The sequence below is a fragment of the Caulobacter sp. GW822-FHT01G02 genome (assembly GCF_058802865.1).
The window spans coordinates 529,518-548,492 of the sequence record NZ_JBXAON010000004.1 but is presented as its reverse complement, the minus strand read 5'-3'; the positions used below and the strand labels follow the sequence as shown (position 1 = coordinate 548,492).

Annotated in this window: 15 protein-coding genes; 10 read left to right on the top strand and 5 right to left on the bottom strand. The window is 69.3% G+C overall.

What is annotated here, in order from left to right; genetic code table 11:
• Positions 1 to 137 precede the first annotated feature (137 nt).
• From AC1RNC_RS14880 to AC1RNC_RS14835, 10 genes are all read left to right on the top strand, one after another.
• Positions 138 to 1,553 (top strand): sensor histidine kinase, encoded by a 1,416-nt coding sequence (locus AC1RNC_RS14880; protein WP_492887145.1) that lies wholly within the window; start codon positions 138 to 140, stop codon positions 1,551 to 1,553.
• Between the two features lie 281 nt (positions 1,554 to 1,834).
• The gene (pstC, locus tag AC1RNC_RS14875) at positions 1,835 to 3,268 is read left to right on the top strand and encodes a phosphate ABC transporter permease subunit PstC (protein WP_492887144.1); all 1,434 of its coding nucleotides are present in this window, start codon (positions 1,835 to 1,837) and stop codon (positions 3,266 to 3,268) included.
• Positions 3,261 to 4,559, top strand: coding sequence for a phosphate ABC transporter permease PstA (pstA, locus tag AC1RNC_RS14870; RefSeq protein WP_492887143.1), 1,299 nt, complete (start codon positions 3,261 to 3,263; stop codon positions 4,557 to 4,559). Before pstC ends, pstA begins: the two co-directional genes overlap by 8 nt.
• 58 nt (positions 4,560 to 4,617) lie before the next feature.
• Positions 4,618 to 5,460, top strand: coding sequence for a phosphate ABC transporter ATP-binding protein PstB (gene pstB / locus AC1RNC_RS14865; protein WP_492887227.1), 843 nt, complete (start codon positions 4,618 to 4,620; stop codon positions 5,458 to 5,460).
• Between the two features lie 23 nt (positions 5,461 to 5,483).
• Complete coding sequence (gene phoU / locus AC1RNC_RS14860; RefSeq protein ID WP_492887142.1) at positions 5,484 to 6,176, top strand: phosphate signaling complex protein PhoU; 693 nt, start codon at positions 5,484 to 5,486, stop codon at positions 6,174 to 6,176.
• An 18-nt stretch (positions 6,177 to 6,194) separates the two neighbouring features.
• On the top strand, positions 6,195 to 6,887 hold the full coding sequence (gene phoB / locus AC1RNC_RS14855) for a phosphate regulon transcriptional regulator PhoB (RefSeq protein ID WP_492836421.1): 693 nt from the start codon (positions 6,195 to 6,197) through the stop codon (positions 6,885 to 6,887).
• 487 nt (positions 6,888 to 7,374) lie between these two features.
• On the top strand, positions 7,375 to 9,276 hold the full coding sequence (locus AC1RNC_RS14850) for a HAMP domain-containing methyl-accepting chemotaxis protein (RefSeq protein ID WP_492887141.1): 1,902 nt from the start codon (positions 7,375 to 7,377) through the stop codon (positions 9,274 to 9,276).
• Between the two features lie 61 nt (positions 9,277 to 9,337).
• Positions 9,338 to 10,621, top strand: coding sequence for a phosphoribosylamine--glycine ligase (gene purD, locus AC1RNC_RS14845; protein WP_492887140.1), 1,284 nt, complete (start codon positions 9,338 to 9,340; stop codon positions 10,619 to 10,621).
• A 67-nt stretch (positions 10,622 to 10,688) separates the two neighbouring features.
• A complete protein-coding gene (locus tag AC1RNC_RS14840) occupies positions 10,689 to 11,771 on the top strand; it encodes a phosphotransferase family protein (protein WP_492887139.1) in 1,083 nt (360 codons plus the stop codon).
• Positions 11,772 to 11,777: 6 nt separating this feature from the next.
• Complete coding sequence (locus AC1RNC_RS14835) at positions 11,778 to 13,064, top strand: metal-dependent hydrolase family protein (RefSeq protein WP_492887138.1); 1,287 nt, start codon at positions 11,778 to 11,780, stop codon at positions 13,062 to 13,064.
• Between the two features lies 1 nt (position 13,065).
• On the opposite strand, the gene lpxK is transcribed toward AC1RNC_RS14835, so the two are convergent.
• From lpxK to AC1RNC_RS14810, 5 genes are read right to left on the bottom strand one after another with little or no spacing between them, the layout of a single operon-like run.
• On the bottom strand, positions 13,066 to 14,073 hold the full coding sequence (gene lpxK / locus AC1RNC_RS14830) for a tetraacyldisaccharide 4'-kinase (RefSeq protein WP_492887137.1): 1,008 nt from the start codon (positions 14,071 to 14,073) through the stop codon (positions 13,066 to 13,068).
• Positions 14,070 to 15,329 carry a 3-deoxy-D-manno-octulosonic acid transferase gene (locus AC1RNC_RS14825; RefSeq protein WP_492887136.1) on the bottom strand — a complete coding sequence of 420 codons (1,260 nt, stop codon included), beginning with the start codon at positions 15,327 to 15,329 and terminating at the stop codon, positions 14,070 to 14,072. Before AC1RNC_RS14825 ends, lpxK begins: the two co-directional genes overlap by 4 nt.
• A gap of 9 nt (positions 15,330 to 15,338) precedes the next feature.
• A complete protein-coding gene (locus tag AC1RNC_RS14820) occupies positions 15,339 to 16,343 on the bottom strand; it encodes a cation diffusion facilitator family transporter (RefSeq protein ID WP_492887135.1) in 1,005 nt (334 codons plus the stop codon).
• Between the two features lie 31 nt (positions 16,344 to 16,374).
• A complete protein-coding gene (locus AC1RNC_RS14815) occupies positions 16,375 to 17,076 on the bottom strand; it encodes a lysophospholipid acyltransferase family protein (protein ID WP_492887134.1) in 702 nt (233 codons plus the stop codon).
• Positions 17,073 to 18,893, bottom strand: coding sequence for an ABC transporter ATP-binding protein (locus AC1RNC_RS14810; protein WP_492887133.1), 1,821 nt, complete (start codon positions 18,891 to 18,893; stop codon positions 17,073 to 17,075). The genes AC1RNC_RS14815 and AC1RNC_RS14810 overlap by 4 nt, the downstream gene beginning before the upstream one ends.
• Between the last annotated feature and the right edge of the window lie 82 nt (positions 18,894 to 18,975).

The following is an 18,975-nucleotide window of genomic DNA, read 5'->3' as shown; positions in this document are numbered from 1 at the left end:
CATGTCATGATGCGGCGAAATTGCGGTGAGTCCCGCTCGCGACACGTACTAAGGCGCCAACCGTCTATCGCATGGCATGGCGGGGCGCCATATCTGGATCGACGAATCGCCTCTCGCTTGAATCGAAGAGCCTTCCCATGCCGCTGGCGCAGACGCCCCCGGACGGACAAGACAGCGCCGCGACGAGCGCGTTCTGGCCCGTGATGATCGGGCCCGGCGCCATTCTGGGCCTGGCCGTCACGGGACTGGCCCAACCGGCCCCGGCCCTGCTGGCGGCCGCGGTCGCCGGAGCGGCCGGCGTCTTCCTGTCGCGGCGCGCGAGTCGCGGACGGGCCCGCCCGATCATGGGCGCGGCGCTGGCGCCGGCCGCCGCCGTCGAGGAGACGCCGCCGTTCGTGGCCATTCTCGACCGGCTGCCCGACCCGCTGATGGTCATCGCCGCCGAGGAGGCCGACGACCTGACCGGTCGCCGCTTCCTGTTCGCCAACGCCGCCGCGCGCGAGTTGTTCAAGATCCAGCACCAGGGCGGGCTGCTGATCACCGCCGTTCGCAATCCGCGCGTGCTGGAGGCCGTGGATGAGGCGCTGTTCGGCGGCGTCGAGGGCGTGGCCGAGTTCGAGACCGGCGGAACGCAAGGCCGGGCCTGGCTGGCCCACACCCGGCCGCTGCGCGAGACCAACGGCCGCTCGCGCCTGGCCCTGCTGGCCCTGCGCGACGAGACCGACGCCCGCCGCAGCGAACGCACCCGCGCCGATTTCCTGGCCAACGCCAGCCACGAGCTGCGCACGCCGCTGGCCTCGCTGTCGGGCTTCATCGAGACCCTGCGGGGCCACGCCAAGGACGATCCGGGCGCCCGCGACAAGTTCCTGGGGATCATGCTGGCCCAGGCCGAGCGCATGTCGCGCCTGATCGACGACCTGATGAGCCTGTCGCGGATCGAGCTGAACGAGCACATCGCGCCGCTGGGCCGGGTGGACCTGGCCATGGCGGCGGTCGACGTGATCGACGCCCTGGCTCCGCAGGCCCGCGACAAGCAGGTCGCCTTCGATCCCGTCCTGCCGCCGCGCGGCGGCGCGGTGGTCGACGGCGATCGCGACCAGATCATCCAGGTGATCCAGAACCTGATCGACAACGCCATCAAATACACGCCCAAGGGCGGGACGGTGCGGGTCGAGATCTTCCCCGGCCTGTCCGCCGAGGCCGCCGCCGCCGCCCGTGACCCGGCCGCCGCGCGGATGTCGCTGCTGACCCCGGACCACGACACGACCGAGCGCTACGCCGTGCTGCGCGTCACCGACCGGGGGCCCGGCCTGGCGCGCGAGCACCTGCCGCGCCTGACCGAGCGCTTCTACAGGGTCGAGGGCCAGAAGAGCGGCGACCGCTCGGGCACCGGTCTGGGCCTGGCGATCGTCAAGCACATCATGAACCGCCATCGCGGCGGGCTGACGGTCGAGAGCGTCCAGGGCGAGGGCGCCACGTTCGGGGTCTACCTGCCGATGGCCAAGGCCGGGGCCGAGATCGCGCCGTCTCCCGCCGTGACCACCGAGGCCTGACCCCCCAGCCGGGCGCCGCGGCCTTCGGATCCGCCAGGTGACCGGTTTATAAAGGGGAACCGGAGGCCTTCGCGCCGGCTGGCGAAACGCCGCGACAGGTCGCGCGGGGCGGCTCGTCGATCCTCCGGCTGAAGAAACGCGCGCGGCGAACCGGGCGCTGTCGTCAAACTGTCACATATCCGTCGCATAAGCTCAGCGCCTGCCCGGCATAGATCGGGGCGGGGGAAGGCGCGCGATCGTGCGGGGCCTTCGACACACTTCGCGCAAGATTAGCCTCACGCATGCTGACCTGGCTCTCGCTCATCGTCCTGACGCTGTTTTCCGGCCTGGCTTTCGCCGCCGGACGTCGTCGCGCCGTGGCCGCCGCGGGAGGCCGCGCCCGCGTCCTCCACTCCCTGCCGGACTACTACGGGACCTACGCGGCCCTGTGGGCCGGCGTTCCCGCCGCGTTGCTGCTGCTGCTGGGGACCGCCTTCGGCGGCCGCGTCGAGGACGCGATGCTGAAGACCACGCGCCCGGCGGCCGTCTCGGCCCTGGATCCGGACCGTCAGAACGTCTTCTTCAGCGACGCCCACGCGATCGCCGCCAAGCAGGCCCCGTCGGAAGTCGCCTACGAAGGCGAGCTGAAGGTGGCGCTGGACGCCAAGGTCGCCGAAGCCAAGCGCATCGGGACGCTCCTGAACGTCGGCATGCTGGCTGGCGCCGGCGTGCTGGCCCTGGCGGGTTTCCTGCTGGCCTTCCCGCGCATCAATCCCGATTTCCGGGCCCGCAACCGGGTCGAGGGCTGGACCAGCATCCTGCTGATCGGCTGCTCGGTCGCGGCCGTCCTGACCACCCTGGGCATCGTGCTGTCGCTGGTCTGGGAAAGCTGGCGCTTCTTCCAGAGCGTCAATCCGCTGTCGTTCCTGTTCGGCACCGAGTGGAGCCCGCAGATCGCCATGCGCGCCGACCAGGTCGCCTCGGCGGGCGCCTTCGGGGCCGTGCCGCTGTTCGCCGGCACCTTCCTGATCATGTTCATCGCCATGCTGGTGGCGGCTCCGGTCGGCCTCTATTCGGCGATCTACCTCTCGGAATACGCCAGCCGCACCGTGCGCGGCGTGGTCAAGCCGCTGCTGGAGATCCTGGCGGGCGTCCCGACCGTGGTCTACGGCTTCTTCGCCGCCCTGACGGTGGGCCCGCTGTTCCGCGCCGGCTTCAACGCCATCGGCGCGGCCCTGCCGCCCGGCCCGCTCGCCACCTACCTGATGGAAGTCCAGAACCAGATGGCCCTGGTGGCCGGGGTGGTGATGGGGATCATGCTGATCCCGTTCGTCTCCTCGCTGTCGGACGACATCATCAACGCCGTGCCGCAGTCGCTGCGCGACGGCAGCTACGCGATGGGGGCCACCAAGTCGGAGACGGTCAAGAAGGTCGTCCTGCCGGCCGCCCTGCCGGGCATCATGGCCGCCATGCTGCTGGCCGTGTCCCGCGCCGTCGGCGAGACCATGATCGTGACCATGGCCGCCGGCCTGCAGGCCAAGATGACGGTCAACCCGCTCGACACCGTGACCACGGTCACCGTCCAGATCGTCACCCTGCTGACCGGCGACCAGGAATTCGACAGCCCCAAGACGCTGTCGGCCTTCGGCCTGGGCCTCACCCTGTTCGTGGTGACGCTCTGCCTGAACATCGTCGCCCTGCGCATCGTCCAGAAGTACCGGGAACAATATGACTGACGCGACCCTCGGCGCGGCCGCCCCGCGCTCCGCCGCCTCGACAGCCATGCAAGCCCGGCTGAAGAAGCGCCACGCCGCCGAACGCACCTTCAAGGCCCAGGGTCTGGCCGCGATCATCGTCGCGCTGATCTTCTTGGTGGTGCTGGTCGGCCGCATCGTGGCCCAGGGCTACACGACCTTCGAGACCCACACGCTCAGCGTGCCGGTCTACCTGAACCCGGATCGTATCGACCGCTCGGACCTCTCGGGCGTCAACTACGACTACATCGTCGCCGAGGCGATGATGAAGAAGCTGGGCGTGCAGGACGACGACCTGGGCACCACGTCGAGCAAGGTCCAGGATCTGCTGTCGCGCGACTTCGGCTTCCAGCTGCTGAACAAGCTGAAGGCCGACCAGTCGCTGATCGGCAAGACGGTCACCGTCACCGGCCCGTTGAAGGCCGACGCCGACCTCTATTTCAAGGGCGAGATCAAGCGCTCGACCGCCGAGGGCGACCGTAAGCTCGACAACCAGCAGCTGGACTGGCTGGACAAGCTCGAGAAGGACGGCTCGGTGAAGTCGGGCTTCAACTTCGCCTTCTTCACCCATTCCGACTCGACCGAGCCCGAGCAGGCCGGCGTGCTGGGCGCGGTGGTCGGCTCGGCCATGATGCTGATCATCACCGCTCTGATCGCCGTGCCGGTCGGCGTGATGGCGGCCACCTATCTGGAAGAGTTCGCCCCGAAGAACCGCTGGACGGACATCATCGAGGTCAACATCAACAACCTCGCGGCCGTGCCGTCGATCGTCTACGGCCTGCTGGGCCTGGCGCTGTTCATCAACTGGCTGCACGTGCCGCGCAGTTCGCCCTTGGTCGGCGGTCTCGTGCTGGCCCTGATGGCTCTGCCCACCGTGATCATCGCCACCCGCTCGGCGCTGAAGGCCGTGCCGCCCTCGATCCGCGAAGCCGCCCTCGGCGTCGGCGCGTCGAAGACTCAGACGGTCTTCCACCACGTGCTGCCGCTGGCCATGCCCGGCGTGATGACCGGCGCCATCCTGTCGCTGGCCCACGCCCTGGGCGAGACGGCCCCGCTGCTGATGATCGGCATGGTCTCGTTCGTGCCCGGCGTGCCGGAAGGCTTCACTGGCGCGGCCACCGTGCTGCCGGTCCAGGTGTTCATCTGGGAGAACGCTTCCGAGCGGGCCTTCCATGAACGCACGGCCGCCGCCATCATCGTCCTGCTCGTCTTCATGATCGTCATGAACGCCGCGGCCGTCATCCTGCGCCGCCGCTTCGAACGCCGCTGGTAGGTTTCACATGACCCTGATCCTGAACCCCAACGCTTCGCCCCTTCTCCGCGGACACGCCATGACCGTCCAAAGCCCCGACGACAACGCCCACACGCCGGTGATCCACACCACCGTCCCGCACGCCCAGGCCGCCGCCTCGGTCGGCGAGGCCAAGATCAAGGCGCGCGACGTCAAGGTCTTCTACGGCGAGAAGCAGGCGCTGTTCGACGTCAACATCGACATTCCGGCCAAGTCGGTCACCGCCTTCATCGGCCCGTCGGGCTGCGGCAAGTCGACCTTCCTGCGCTGCATCAACCGCATGAACGACACCATCCCCTCGGCCCGCGTCGAAGGCGTGATCGAGATCGACGGTTCGGACGTCAACGCCAAGAGCGTCGACCCCGTGGTCCTGCGCTCGCGCGTCGGCATGGTGTTCCAGAAGCCGAACCCCTTTCCGAAGACGATCTTCGAGAACGTCGCCTACGGCCCCAAGATCCACGGCCTGGCCACCGGCAAGGCCGAGCTGGAGGCCATCGTCGAGAGCAGCCTGAAGAAGGCCGGCCTGTGGAACGAGGTCGCCGACCGTCTGCACCAGCCGGGCACGGGTTTGTCGGGCGGCCAGCAGCAGCGCCTGGTGATCGCCCGCGCCATCGCCGTGTCGCCGGAAGTGATCCTGATGGACGAGCCCTGCTCGGCGCTCGATCCGATCGCCACCGCCAAGATCGAGGAGCTGATCGACGAGCTGCGCAGCCAGTTCTGCATCGTCATCGTCACCCACTCGATGGCCCAGGCCGCCCGCGTCTCGCAACGCACGGCCTTCTTCCACCTCGGCAAGCTGGTGGAGAGCGGTCCGACCGAGGAGATGTTCACCAATCCTCGCGACAGCCGCACCCAGGACTACATCACCGGCCGCTTCGGCTAACCAGGCGCGCGGGAGCGACACAGATGACTGAACATACCGTCAAGTCGTACGGCGAAGAGCTGGCCCACCTCACGGCCGAGGTCACCCGCATGGGCGGCCTGGTCGAGGCCCAGGTGGCCGACTGCATCGCCGCCATCGCCCGTCGCGACGGGCCTCTGGCCCAGGCCGTGGTCGCTGGCGACGAGCGCCTGGACATCCTCCAGGCCGAGATCGAGCGCAAGGCCTTCAAGCTGATCGCCCTGCGCCAGCCGATGGCCGTGGACCTGCGCCACGCCGTCGCGGCCCTGAAGATCTCGATGAGCCTCGAGCGCTGCGGCGACATGGCCAAGAACATCGGCAAGCGCGCGCTGATCCTGACCGAGGCCGACCCGATGACCGCCCTGACCCGCTCGATCGAGCGCATGGGCCGCCTGGTGCAGAGCCGCCTGAAGGACGTTCTGGACGCCTATACGAGCTCGGACCTGCAGCGCGCCATCGGCGTGTGGAGCCGCGACGAGGAAGTCGACGAGCACTACAACTCGATCTTCCGTGAACTGCTCACCTACATGATGGGCGACCCGCGCACGATCAACGCCTGCGCCCACCTGCTGTTCGTGGCCAAGAACCTCGAGCGCATCGGTGACCACGCCACCAACATCGCTGAAATCATCCACTTCGAGCTGACGGGCGACGAGCTGATCTCGCAGCGCCCGAAGCTGGATGTGCTGTCGCAATAACCCTAGAGGCGGCCTGAAGTGACTCCGTATGTTCTGGTGGTCGAGGACGAAGACGCCCTGGCCACGCTCCTGCACTACAACCTCGACAAGGAAGGCTATCGCGTCGGCGTGGCCGGAGACGGCGAGGAAGCCCTGATCATGGCCAACGAGCGGGCCCCGGACCTGGTCATCCTCGACTGGATGCTGCCCAAGGTCTCGGGCATCGAGGTCTGCCGCCGCCTGCGGGGCCGGTCGGAGACCCGCAACGTGCCGATCATCATGCTGACGGCGCGCGGCGAGGAGAGCGACCGCATCCGCGGCCTCGACACCGGCGCCGACGACTACGTGGTCAAGCCGTTCTCGATGGTCGAGCTGACCGCCCGCGTCCGCGCGGTGCTGCGCCGGATCCGTCCGGGTCTGGCCGATGACCGCATCACGGTCGGCGACATCGTCATCGACCGGGTCGCCCACCGCGTGAAGCGAAGCGGCAAGGAGATCCATCTCGGCCCGACCGAGTTCCGCCTGCTGGACTATCTGATGCAGCACCCGGGCCGGGTGTTCAGCCGCGAACAGCTGCTGGACGCCGTCTGGGGCTCGGATGTCTATGTCGAGGCCCGCACGGTCGATGTCCATATCGGCCGCCTTCGCAAGGCGCTGAACGGCACGTCGGACGGCGACCCGATCCGCACGGTCCGTTCGGCGGGTTACTCCCTGGACCTGGACGCCGCCTGACGGGCCATCGGCGGCCGTCGCCCGAGATCGAGAGACCAAGAGACCGCGCGCCATATCCTGGCGCGCGGTTTTTTGTTTTGGCCGGGCCGCGCCCGCCGCGGCGGGCAGCCTGGCGTGTTTTCGCAACGAAGCCGCGACTTCACTTGAAGGTGGTGAGGCAGAATGCCGCTGCCCCTGGGTTGTTGGATTCATGGCCCGTTAACTGCGCGCGACTGAACTTCGAGAAGTAATTATCGCGTGCTTTGGGTCTATCCGGGGCGATGCGAAAGTTTGTCGTCGATAGGCCGTGAGTAAGCCTGCCTAGGCATAGAAAATTTTCGAAGAACATGTTCGGACTTTAGTGGCCGAATTGTTGAATTTCGTGCGCCTAAAAATTGGACATGAACATCATGGGGATTGTCTTCATGTCGCTACGAAGAAGAATAGAGATTCCTTCCGCCGCTTTTCCATTTCCTCAGCCAAGGCCCGAAGCTGGCCGGAGTCTTCCATGCGTATGACGATCAAGCTCAAACTTGCCCTGACCATCGGGGCGCTCATTCTGATGATGGCGGGCGCGACGCTGTTCGGCGTGAGCGAACTGGGGGTGTTGAACGCGGGCCAGAAGGCGATGGTCGAAGGGCCGGTCGAGCAGCTGCGGCGGAGCCAGTCGTTGAGTATCGCGCTATTGCAACTCGTCCGTGCCCAGAAGAACATGGCCCTCGCGAGCGACGCCGAGGAACTGCGCGGCCAGAACGCCAAGGCCGACGCCCACAGGGAAGCCGTCCGGACTCTTCTGGAGGCGGGGCTTGGCCACGCCAGCGCCGAGGGCAAGCCCAAGTGGGAGACGCTGGCGCGTGACTGGGCGCAGTTCGCCGAGAGCGACGAGTCCCTGCGTGGCGAGATCCTGGCTGGACATCGCGACCTCGCCATCGAGCAGATGCACACCACCCAGCGCAAGATCACCAATAGCATCACCCAGACCGTCGATGAGTTGGTCAAGACGCAGGAGGCGCGTCTTGCCGCGGCGCAAGTCGCCGCCGACACCGCCTACGCGACATCGCGCAACACCTTGATCGCGGTGGTTCTCGCATCGATCCTGCTGGGCGTGATCGCCGCCGTGTGGATCGCCCGCACCATCGCGCACGGCTTTGCGAAGATCGATAGCCTGGCCAAGGCGGTCGCCCTCGGCGACCTCGACCAGAACGTGACGGTCAAGACCAATGACGAGATCAGGGACCTCGTCGAAACCATCAACCAGATGACCTCGAATCTGCGCGCCACGGCCGCGCTCGCCGACCAGGTGGCGTCGGGCGACCTGTCGGCCGATGTCAGGCCGCTGTCGGATCGGGATGTGCTAGGTCATTCCCTGCGCGGCATGGTCGTCAATCTGCGCCAAAGCGCGGGCATCGCCGACAAGGTCGCCGACGGCGATCTCACCGTCCAGGTCAAGCCGCTGTCGGACAAGGACGTCATGGGCCTGGCGCTGGAACGGATGATCGAGCGCCTGCGCGGGGTGGTCGGCGACGCGATCACGGCCTCGGAGAACGTCTCGGCCGGCAGCCAGGAGCTTTCGGCGACCTCGGAGCAGATGAGCCAGGGCGCCACCGAGCAGGCTTCGGCCGCCGAACAGGCCTCGGCCTCGATGGAAGAGATGTCGGCCAACATCAAGCAGAACGCAGACAACGCCACCCAGACCGAGAAGATCGCCCGCCAGTCGGCGATCGACGCGGAGACTTCGGGCGCCGCCGTCAGCAAGGCCGTCGACGCCATGCAGACGATCGCCGAGAAGATCACCATCGTGCAGGAGATCGCCCGCCAGACCGACCTGCTGGCCCTGAACGCGGCCGTCGAAGCCGCCCGCGCCGGCGAACACGGCCGTGGCTTCGCGGTCGTGGCTTCGGAAGTGCGCAAGCTGGCCGAGCGGTCGCAAACCGCCGCCTCGGAGATCAGCGCCGTGTCGTCCGACACCGTCAAGGCCGCCCAGTCGGCCGGCGAGATGCTGACCAGCCTGGTGCCGAACATCCGCAAGACCGCCGAACTGGTCTCCGAGATCAGCGCCGCCTGCCGCGAGCAGGACATCGGCTCCAGCCAGATCAACGAGGCCATCCAGCAGTTGGACAAGGTCACCCAGCAGAACGCCAGCGCCTCGGAAGAGATGTCGGCCACCTCGGAAGAGCTCGCCGCTCAGGCCGATGAACTGCAGGCCTCGATCGCCTACTTCCGCACGGGCGACGAAGAGCGCGGACGCCGGACGCCGGTCCGCGCCGCCGTCAAGCGTCCGGCCGCGCCGGCCCGCAAGGCCCCGGCCCGCGCGGTCGCGACCCAGCAGGCCCGCGTCGCCGGCTTCGCCCTGGATCTGACCCAGGGCGGACCGGACGAGGCCGACGCCGATTTCCGCGACTATGCCTGAGCGCGAGGCGCGCGCCGTTCGGCCTTGACCCGCCGGGCCGCGCGCGCCACACCCCGCGCTCATGGAAAAGCTGACCATCCTCCTCGTCGGGTCCGGCGGGCGCGAGCACGCCCTGGCCTGGAAGATCGCCCAGTCGCCGCTGTGCGGCCGCCTCGTCGCCGCCCCAGGAAACCCCGGCGTCGAAGCCGTCGCCGAACTTCGGAACGTCAAAGCGACCGACGCCGACGCCCTCGTCGCCCTGGCTCGCGAGATCGGCGCGGACCTCGTGGTGGTCGGCCCGGAATCGGCGCTGGAGGTTGGCCTGGCCGACAAGCTCGCCGGGGTCGGCATCCCCTGCTTCGGCGCCAGCCAGCGCGCGGCCCAGCTGGAGACCTCCAAGGCCTTCACCAAGGACTTCTGCCAGCGCCATGGCCTGCCGACGGCGGCCTATGGCGTGTTCGAGGACGCGGCCTCGGCCGGCGCCTTCCTCGACACTCTGGAGGCGCCGTTCGTGATCAAGGCCGACGGCCTGGCGGCCGGCAAGGGCGTGGTCATCGCCGCGACGAGGGATCAGGCCGACGCCGCCGTGCTCGACATGCTGGGCGGCCGCTTCGGCTCGGCCGGCGCGCGGGTGGTGATCGAGGAGTTCATGCACGGCGAGGAGGCCTCGCTGTTCGCGATCTGCGATGGCGAGACTTCGGTCTTCTTTGGCGCGGCCCAGGACCACAAGCGCGCCTATGACGGCGACGAGGGCCCCAACACCGGCGGCATGGGCACCTATTCCCCGCCGCCCGTCCTGACCGACGCCCTGATCGACCAGGCCTGGCGCGAGCTGATCGTCCCGACCGTCGAGGGCATGGCCGCCGAGGGCAACCCTTACGTCGGCGTGCTCTATGCCGGTCTGATGCTGACGCCCACGGGGCCGAAGCTCGTGGAATACAACGCCCGCTTCGGCGATCCGGAGTGCCAGACCCTGATGCTGCGCCTGGACAGCGACATCGTCCCGATCCTGCTGGCCGCGGCCAAGGGCGAGCTGGCTAGCGCCGAGCCGCCAAAATGGCGTGACGAGGCGGCGATCTGCGTGGTGCTGGCCGCCGAGGGTTATCCCGACGCCCCCAAGACCGGCGGCCTGATCCAGGGCGCCGAGGGGGACTTCGGCGGCGAGGCCGTGGTCTTCCACGCCGGCACGACCCGCGACGCCGAGGGGAACCTGCGCGCTTCGGGCGGTCGGGTGCTGAACGTCTGCGCCCTGGGCGCGACCCTGAGCGAGGCCCGCGACGTGGCCTATGCGGCGTTGGGGACGATCAGCCTGGAGGGCGGCTTCTATCGTCGCGACATCGGCTGGCGAGCGCTGAAGACACACTAGTGGTGGGTTGCGTCGACGGCATGGCGCTCTAAACTCCCCGTTCAAACAAGCGTTGGGGAGAACCGCCATGGCCGAAGCCGCCGAACAGTCCGCCCAGGACCTGAACTCGGGCACCAAGCCGGTCGACCCGCGCCACGCGATCGACGAGGCCAAGCTGGCGGCCTGGCTGGAGGCCAATGTCGAGGGCTATGCCGGTCCTCTGGAGGTCCGCCAGTTCAAGGGCGGCCAGTCGAACCCGACCTACCAGCTGGTCACGCCGGGCAAGAAATACGTCCTGCGCCGCAAGCCGCCGGGCAAGCTGCTGCCCAGCGCCCATGCCGTCGACCGCGAGTACAAGGTGATCTCGGGCCTGAACAAGGCTCACTTCCCGGTCGCCAAGGCCTATGCCCTGTGTATGGACGAGGACGTCATCGGCACGATCTTCTACGTGATGGAGAACGTCGAGGGCCGGATCCTGTGGGACGGGACCCTGCCGGACTACCAACCCGCCGAGCGCCGGGCGATCTACGAGGCGCAGATCGACACCCTGGCGGCCCTGCACAATGTCGACTACGAGGCCGTGGGTCTGGCCGACTACGGCAAGCCGGGCAACTATTTCGCCCGCCAGATCGATCGCTGGACCAAGCAGTACCGGGCCAGCGAGACGACCAAGATCGACGAGATGGACCAGCTGATCGACTGGCTGCCCAAGAGCTGCCCGGTCGATGACAAGACCTCGATCGTCCACGGCGACTACCGCCTCGACAACATGATCCTGCACCCGACTGAGCCGCGCGTCATCGCCGTGCTGGACTGGGAGCTGTCGACCCTGGGCAATCCGCTGGCCGACTTCAGCTATTTCCTGATGAACTGGGTGATGCCGTCCGACCAGCGCGGCGGCCTTTCCGGCGTCGAGGACCTGACGGCCTACGGCATCCCGACCATTCCCGAGGCGGTCGAGCGTTACTGCAAGGCCACCGGCCGCGACGGCCTGCCGGAGCTGGACTGGTATTTCAGCTACAACCTCTTCAGACTGGCCGGCATCTGCCAGGGCATCGTCGGCCGCGTCCGTGACGGCACGGCCGCCAGCGCCCATGCGCAGCTGATGGAGGCGCGCGTGCCGATCCTGGCCAAGGGGGCTTGGTCGTTCGCGCAGAAGGCGGGGGCCTAGCGACCGATGAAGAAGCTGCTGACGGGCGTCTGCGCCCTGGCTCTGGCCGGGGCGCTCTCCGGCGTCGCGTATGCCGAGACCGTGTTCGTGCAGGCCGGCAAGCTGCTGGCCGATCCGGCCACCGGCAAGGTCGAGACGGCCAAGACCCTGGTGCTGGAGAACGGCAAGGTCAGCAAGATCGTCGACGGCTACGTCTCCGAGCCCGGCGGCAAGGTCGTCGACCTGAAGGACAGCTTCGTCCTGCCGGGCCTGATCGACAGCCACGTCCACCTGACCCACGAGCAGAGCCCCAATTCGCGCCTGAACGCGGTGACGCGCGGCCCCGCCGACGAGGCCATGGTCGGGGCCGGCTTCGCGCGCAAGACGCTGATGGCCGGCTTCACGACGGTCGCGGACCTGGGCGCCGACAACAAGGCGATCTTCGCCCTGCGCGACGGCATCAAGCGCGGCGACGTGGCCGGTCCCCGGATCATCGCCGCCGGCTCGGCCGTGTCGATCCACGGCGGTCACGCCGACGTGAACGGCTATAGCGAGGAGGTCATGCACGTGCTGCGGCCGACCTCGGTGTGCTCGGGCGCCGACGACTGCCGCCGCGCGACGCGCGAGCAGGTCTGGCTGGGCGCCGACATCATCAAGATCACCGCCACGGGGGGCGTTCTCTCCAACACCGCCGCGGGCCTCTCCCAGCAGTTCTCGGACGACGAGCTGAAGGCCATCGTCGACGCCGCCCACCGCATGGGCCGCAAGGTCACCGCCCACGCCCATGGCCTCGATGGCATCAACAGCTTCCTGCGGGCCGGCGGCGACTCGATCGAGCACGGCACCTATCTCGACAACGACAGCATCGCCCTGTTCAAGAAGAACGGCGCCTATCTGATCCCCACCCTGATGGCCGGCGACTTCGTCTACCGGATCGCCTCGAGCCCGAACAACTTCCTCACGCCCAACCAGACGGCCAAGGCCCTGGAGGCCGGTCCGAAGATGCTGGCCATGGCCCGCCGCGCCCACGATGGCGGGGTCAAGATCGCGTTCGGCACCGACACCGGCGTCAGCGCCCACGGCGACAACGCCGGCGAGTTCGCCCTGCTGGTCAAGGCGGGCCTGACGCCGCTGGAAGCCATTCAGACCGCGACGGTCAACGCGGCCGACCACTTCTCGCTGAGCAGCGAAATCGGCAGTCTGGCCCCCGGCAAGGCGGCGGACCTGATCGCGGTGAAGGGCGACCCTTTGAGCGACGTGACGGCGCTGCGGGACGTGACGTCGGTGATCAAGGGCGGGGTGGTCTACAGGTAGGCTAGACCCCCGCCTTCGCCAGCAGGTCCTCTAACGCCGCCTCGTCGTCGAAGCGGGCGCGGACCGGCCACGGCGTGACCTTCTCGCGCCACTTGGCCGGCAGGCGGACCCAGTCCTTCTCGGTGGTGACCAGGCCCGCGCCATAAGCCTGGGCGCGGCTCTCCAGCATCTTCAGCGTCGCCTCGTCGTACTCGCCGTGGTCGGGGAACGGCGCGAAGTCGACCAGCTGGCAGCCGGCGGCGGTCAGGGCCTTCTCGACCTTCCAGGGCTTGCCGATGCCGGCGAAGCCGACCTGCGGACCCTTGGGGACCGGCGCCGCGGCCTCGAGCCTCGCCACCAGCACCGGCATGTCGCCGAACTGGACCAGCAGGTCGAAGTCGGGCTGGGCGACATCGAGCGGCAGCAGCACGATCACCGCGTCGGCGCGCGACAGGCCCACCTTCAGCGGCTCGCGCATGGGCCCGGCGGGGAAGACGCGGCCGTCGCCGAACGGCCACTCGCCGCCGCGCGTCTCGCCGTCGACGACGACCAGGGACAGGGCCTTCTTGACGGTCGGGTTCTGGTGGCCGTCGTCCATGACGATGGCCTGGGCCCCGCAGCGCACCGCCGCCTTGGCGCCGGCGACGCGGTCGACCGACACCCACATCGGAAAGTCCTGGGCCAGCATCAGCGGCTCGTCGCCGACGTCCTTGGCGGTGTGGCGCGCCGTGTCGACGCGGGTCGGGCCCTTGGACTTGCCGCCATAGCCGCGCGACAGGCCGTGGGCCGCGACGCCCCGGCGGGTCAGGATCAGCAGCAGCTCGCGGACGATCGGCGTCTTGCCCGCCCCGCCCATGGTGACATTGCCGACGCAGATCACCGGCGCGCCGACGATGGCGGGCGTGGCGCGGGCGATGCGGCGGCGGGTGGCGTCGGCCCAGATCCACGACAACGGGGTCAGCAGGGCGCGGGTCAGCGGGGCGGGGCCGCCGCTCTTCACATACCACCAGCGGGGCGTGCCGAGTTTCATGAGGCTATCTTGGGGACCAGCTCGAGGATGCGGGAAAGGCCGGCGCGGGCCTCGGCGTCGCGGGCGTCGACGAAAGCGCGGGCGCGGGCGGCGCGGGCCTGGGCGGCGACAGGGTCGGCGAGGTCGGCGGCGATCGCGTCGCTTAAGGCTTCCGGCGAGGTCATGACCACGCCGCGGGCCGCGCCCAGGCCCGCGAAGGCCGAGGTCCAGTTGTCGACGAACGGGCCGCTGATGGCCGGGCAGCCCAGCCGCGCGGCCTCCAGCGGGTTGTGGCCGCCGATGTCGGGGACCAGGCTGCCGGCGATGACCGAGGTTCCGGCCAGGCGGAACCACAGGCCCATCTCGCCCAGGGTGTCGGCGACGAGGATGTCGGCGGTGCCGCTGGGATGACCGCGCAGGCTGGCGGTGAGGCCCCGGGCCTTGGCCAACGCGACGATCGCCGGACCACGCTCGACATGGCGTGGGGCCAGGACGACGGGCGGCCTGTCGGGCAAAGCGGCGATGGCGTCCAGCGCGATCTCATCCTCGCCCGGATGGGTGCTGGCGATCAGCAGGGGCGGACGCGGGAAGCGCGCGCGTTCGGCGACCAGGGTGGCCTCATCCACCGGCAGCGGCGCGGCGCCGAATTTCAGGTCGGCCTCGCCGGTCACCTGGCCGCCCAGGGTCTCGAAGCGTTCGTGGGCGCGCGCGTCCTGGGCCAGGATCAGGTCGAAGTTCGACAGCAACAGGCGGGCCGCGTCGGGACGCCTTTGCCAGCTGGCGAAGCTGCGGTCGGACAGCTTGGCCGAGACCAAAGCGAGGCGCGTCCCGGCGGCCTTGGCCTCCAGCAGCAGGTTCGGCCACAGCTCGCTCTCGACGAAGACCGCGAGGGACGGCTTCCAGCGGGCGATGAACCGCCGCGCCGCGCCGGGGGCGTCGATCGGGATGTACTGATGGATCGCGCCGGCCGGCAGGCGCTGGGCCAGCAGGGCGGCCGAGGCGGTGGTGCCCGAGGTGACCAGCACCGCGACCTCGGGCCGCTCGGCGCGCAGGCGTTCGACGAGCGGCAGGATCGACAGGCTCTCGCCGACGCTGGCGCCGTGCAGCCAGACCAGCGGGCCGTCGGGACGCGGGGTCGGGGCCTTGGCCAGGCGCTCGGCGATCCGCGCCGGATCTTCCTTACCCTTGCGCGCCCGACTGGCCAGCAGCGAGGGCGCGAGCGGTTCGAGAAGGCCCGTGGCGGCTCGGTAGAGCGCCAGGGCGGACGGCCGGATCACACCACGCCCCTAAACGACATCGGCAGGCGCCAGGGCGCAGCCGTGGGCGCCGGCGCTGGACTCGACCTGGATGGTCACGTGGCCGATCTTGAACTGGCTGGCGAGTTCCGCGCATGCGTCGTGCAGGAACTGGTCGTGGTCGCCGCCGTCCAGCGGACGGACAACATGAGCTGTTAGAGCCGTCTCGGTCGTGCTCATCGCCCAGATGTGCAGGTCGTGAACCTCGCTGACGCCGGGACGCGCGGCCAGCCAGGCGCGGACCTTGCCGGTGTCGATGCCGCGCGGCGTGGCGTCCAGGGCCATGTCCAGCGAGTCGCGCAGCAGGCCCCAGGTGCCCAGCACGATGACCGCGACGATGGCCAGGCTGACCACGGGGTCGAGCCACAGCCAGCCGGTGAGACCCATGGCGAAGGCCGCGACGACCACCCCGGCCGAGACGCCGGCGTCGGCGGCCATGTGCAGGAAGGCGCCCCGGACGTTCAGGTCTTCCTTGCTCCCCTTCATGAACATCAGGGCCGTGGCGGTGTTGATGACGATGCCGATGGCGGCGACGATCATCACCGGGCCGGTCTGGATCGGCTCGGGCGTGGCGAAGCGGCGGATGGCCTCCCAGGCGATCGCGCCGACAGCCAGCAGCAGCAGGGCGGCGTTGCCCAGCGAGGCCAGGATGGTGCCCTTGCGCAGGCCGTAGGTGCGGCGGGCGCTGGGCGCGCGCTTGGCCAGCACCGCCGCGCCCCAGGCCAGCAGCAGGCCCAGCACGTCCGACAGGTTGTGGCCGGCGTCGGCCAGCAGGGCCAGCGAATGGGTGATCAGGCCGGCGCCGGCCTCGACCAGCACGAAGCCCAGGTTCAGCGCGGTGCCGATGGCGAAGGCGCGGCCGAAATCCTTCGGCGCGTGGCTGTGCCCATGATGCCCATGGTCGTGCCCATGGCCGTGAGCGTGCGCATGATCGTGGTGATCATGATCATGATCATGACCGTGGTCGTGGGTGTGTCCGGAGTGATCGTGCGGCATGGGTCCTACATCCCACCAAGGACGAGCCGGATCAATCTTGCACCAAATGTTCGGCGCGGCGGGTGACGGCCGAGAGGCGCGCGGCCCAGCTTTCGACCAACTGGTCGACATCGTCGGCGCGCCCGGCGCTGGTCGGGCCGTCCCAGACCATGGCGGCCTTGGCGAAGGGCAGGGGAATCACGGTCTGGTCCCACGAGCCCAGGCGGAGGCAGGGCTTCGCGGCCAGACCCACGAAGATCACCGGCGCGCCGGTGATGCGGGCCAGGGAGGGCGTGCCCTTCTCCATGTGCTCGGCCGGGCCGCGCGGGCCGTCGGGGGTGATGGCGATCCCGCCGCCGCCCCGGACCCACTGGACCATGTCGCGGAAGGCCTGCTCGCCGTTCTTGTTCTTGGCCAGGTCGGTCTTCTTGGCCGACGAGCCACGAATGGCCGGGAAGCCCAGTTTCTCGACCGTGCGGGCGATGAACTCGCCGTCGTTGGAGCGCGAGATCAGGGCGCGCATGTCCTGGCGCTGGGCGGGCGCCTGCGGCCAGCTGAGCGGCGACATCGGGATGCGCGAGTGCCAGAAGCACAGGATCGCGCCGACGCCGGTCTCGCGGCCTTGCGCCCAGACCGCCTCGGCCTGCTCGCGGCCCTCCTCGGTCATCCGCAAGGTGGCGTAGACCAGCTTGGAATAGCCGGCGAACAGCGAGGACAGGAGCCAGATCACGAACGGCGAACGCAGAGGTCTCAAGCGTCCTTCTCCAAGGCGGGGGCCTCCGAAGCGTGGTCGAGGTCCTGAGCCTTGGCGAGGCGCGCGTACAGACCGCCGGCGCGGACCAGCTCGGCGTGGGTCCCGGTCTCGACGACACGCCCCTTCTCGATGACGTAGAGGCGGTCGGCGTTCTTCACGGTCGACAGGCGGTGGGCGATCAGGATCGTGGTGCGGCCGGCCATCAGCCGCTCCAGCGCCGCCTGGACCTGGGCCTCGCTCTCGGTGTCGAGCGCGCTGGTGGCCTCGTCCAGCAGCAGGATCGGGGCGTCCTTGAGGAAGGCGCGGGCGATGGCGATGCGCTGGCGCTGACCGCCCGACAGCCGCGCCCCGGCCTCGCCGACGACGGTGTCGTAGCCCTCGGGCAGCTCCAGGATGAAGTCGTGAGCGGCGGCCTGGCGCGCGGCGGCCTCGATCTCCAGCTGGCTGGCGCCGGGGCGGGCATAGGCGATGTTGGCGCGGATGCTGTCGTCGAACAGGAACGGCTCCTGGGTGACCAGGGCGATACGGTCGCGCAAGGAGGCCAGGGTCACCGACCGGACGTCGTGGCCGTCGATGGTCACCGCGCCCGCCGTCACGTCGTAGAAGCGCGGGATCAGGTTGAGGATCGAGCTCTTGCCGCCGCCCGAGGGGCCGACCAGGGCCACGGTCTCGCCCTTCCGCGCGGTGATCGAGACGTCCGACAGGGCCGGGGCGTCCTCGCCATAGGCGAAGCTGACCCGGTCGAAGGCGATAGCGCTGTCGCCGGCCGGCAGGGTCCGGGCGTCGGGAGGATCGACGATGGCCGGGGCGACGTCGAGGGCGGCGAACAGGCGGCGGCCGGCGGTCAGGCCCTCGGCGAACACGGTCTGCAGGTTGGCCACCTGGCGCAGCGACTGGGCGGCCATCAAGAGGCTGGTCATGAAAGCGAAGAACACCCCGGCCGTCAGCGGCGCCAGGGCGAACGGGCCGAGGGTCAATGCGCCGGTCGTCGCGCGCCAGCCGGCATAGGCGAAGACCACGGCCACGATGAAGGTGGTGAAGGTCTCGGTGGCCGGGGCGGCCATGGCGCGGGCGTTGCTGCCCTTCATCAGATGGCGCTGGCGACGCGCGACCACGGCGGCGACCCGCGCCTCCTCATAGGCCTCGCGGTTCTCCATCTTGACGATCTTGACCCCGTCCAGGCTCTCCATGATCGCGGTCGAGAGGTTGGAGGTCTCGCCCATGGCGCCCTTGGCGGCCTTGGTGGTGCGCTTCGAGAAGCTCCGGATGATCAGGCTGGCCAGCGGCGCGACGACCAGCACGCCGGCGGCCAGGATCGGCTCCAGGCTGAACATCGCCAGCAGCGCGCCGATGACGGTCAGGGCTTCGCGGACATAGTTGACCACGCCGGTGGTCGCCGCCTCGCGGATCAGGCCGGCGTCGTACAGCACCGAGGCCACGTACGAGCCGGAGTGGGCGCCGCGCAGGCGCTGCAGGTCCGAGCGCACCAGGCGGCCGAACAGGCGCACCTGCATGTCGCCGACCACGCCGTTGCCGATGCGGTTGATGACATTGGCCTGGATGACCTGGAACACGCCGCGCGCCAGGGCCAGGCCGGCGATGGTCAGCGGAATGGTCCAGATCGCGCCGGCGCGCGGATGGGTGATCAGCTGGTCGATGGCCGGCTCGATGATCTTGGCCAGCTTGACCGACAGGGCCGCCACGATCGCGGCGCTGACGATCGAAACCGCCAGGCCCTTCCAGCGGGGTTTCAGGAACTCGCGCCACATCCGGCCCATCAGGGCGCGGTTCGAGGGCTGAGCATCCGGTGAGGTCATGGCGGAGGGGTCGGATTTGTGGGCGGAGCTGTCAAGGACGTGGCGGACGCACTGCCCACGAAAAGCGACGCCATGAGGGCGG

Coding starts and splice junctions, on each gene's coding strand:
- AC1RNC_RS14880 (WP_492887145.1), top strand. CDS start 138: ATGCCGCTGGCGCAGACGCCCCCGGACGGACAAGACAGCGCCGCGACG.
- pstC (WP_492887144.1), top strand. CDS start 1,835: ATGCTGACCTGGCTCTCGCTCATCGTCCTGACGCTGTTTTCCGGCCTG.
- pstA (WP_492887143.1), top strand. CDS start 3,261: ATGACTGACGCGACCCTCGGCGCGGCCGCCCCGCGCTCCGCCGCCTCG.
- pstB (WP_492887227.1), top strand. CDS start 4,618: ATGACCGTCCAAAGCCCCGACGACAACGCCCACACGCCGGTGATCCAC.
- phoU (WP_492887142.1), top strand. CDS start 5,484: ATGACTGAACATACCGTCAAGTCGTACGGCGAAGAGCTGGCCCACCTC.
- AC1RNC_RS14850 (WP_492887141.1), top strand. CDS start 7,375: ATGCGTATGACGATCAAGCTCAAACTTGCCCTGACCATCGGGGCGCTC.
- purD (WP_492887140.1), top strand. CDS start 9,338: ATGGAAAAGCTGACCATCCTCCTCGTCGGGTCCGGCGGGCGCGAGCAC.
- AC1RNC_RS14840 (WP_492887139.1), top strand. CDS start 10,689: ATGGCCGAAGCCGCCGAACAGTCCGCCCAGGACCTGAACTCGGGCACC.
- AC1RNC_RS14835 (WP_492887138.1), top strand. CDS start 11,778: ATGAAGAAGCTGCTGACGGGCGTCTGCGCCCTGGCTCTGGCCGGGGCG.
- lpxK (WP_492887137.1), bottom strand. CDS start 14,073: ATGAAACTCGGCACGCCCCGCTGGTGGTATGTGAAGAGCGGCGGCCCC.
- AC1RNC_RS14820 (WP_492887135.1), bottom strand. CDS start 16,343: ATGCCGCACGATCACTCCGGACACACCCACGACCACGGTCATGATCAT.
- AC1RNC_RS14810 (WP_492887133.1), bottom strand. CDS start 18,893: ATGACCTCACCGGATGCTCAGCCCTCGAACCGCGCCCTGATGGGCCGG.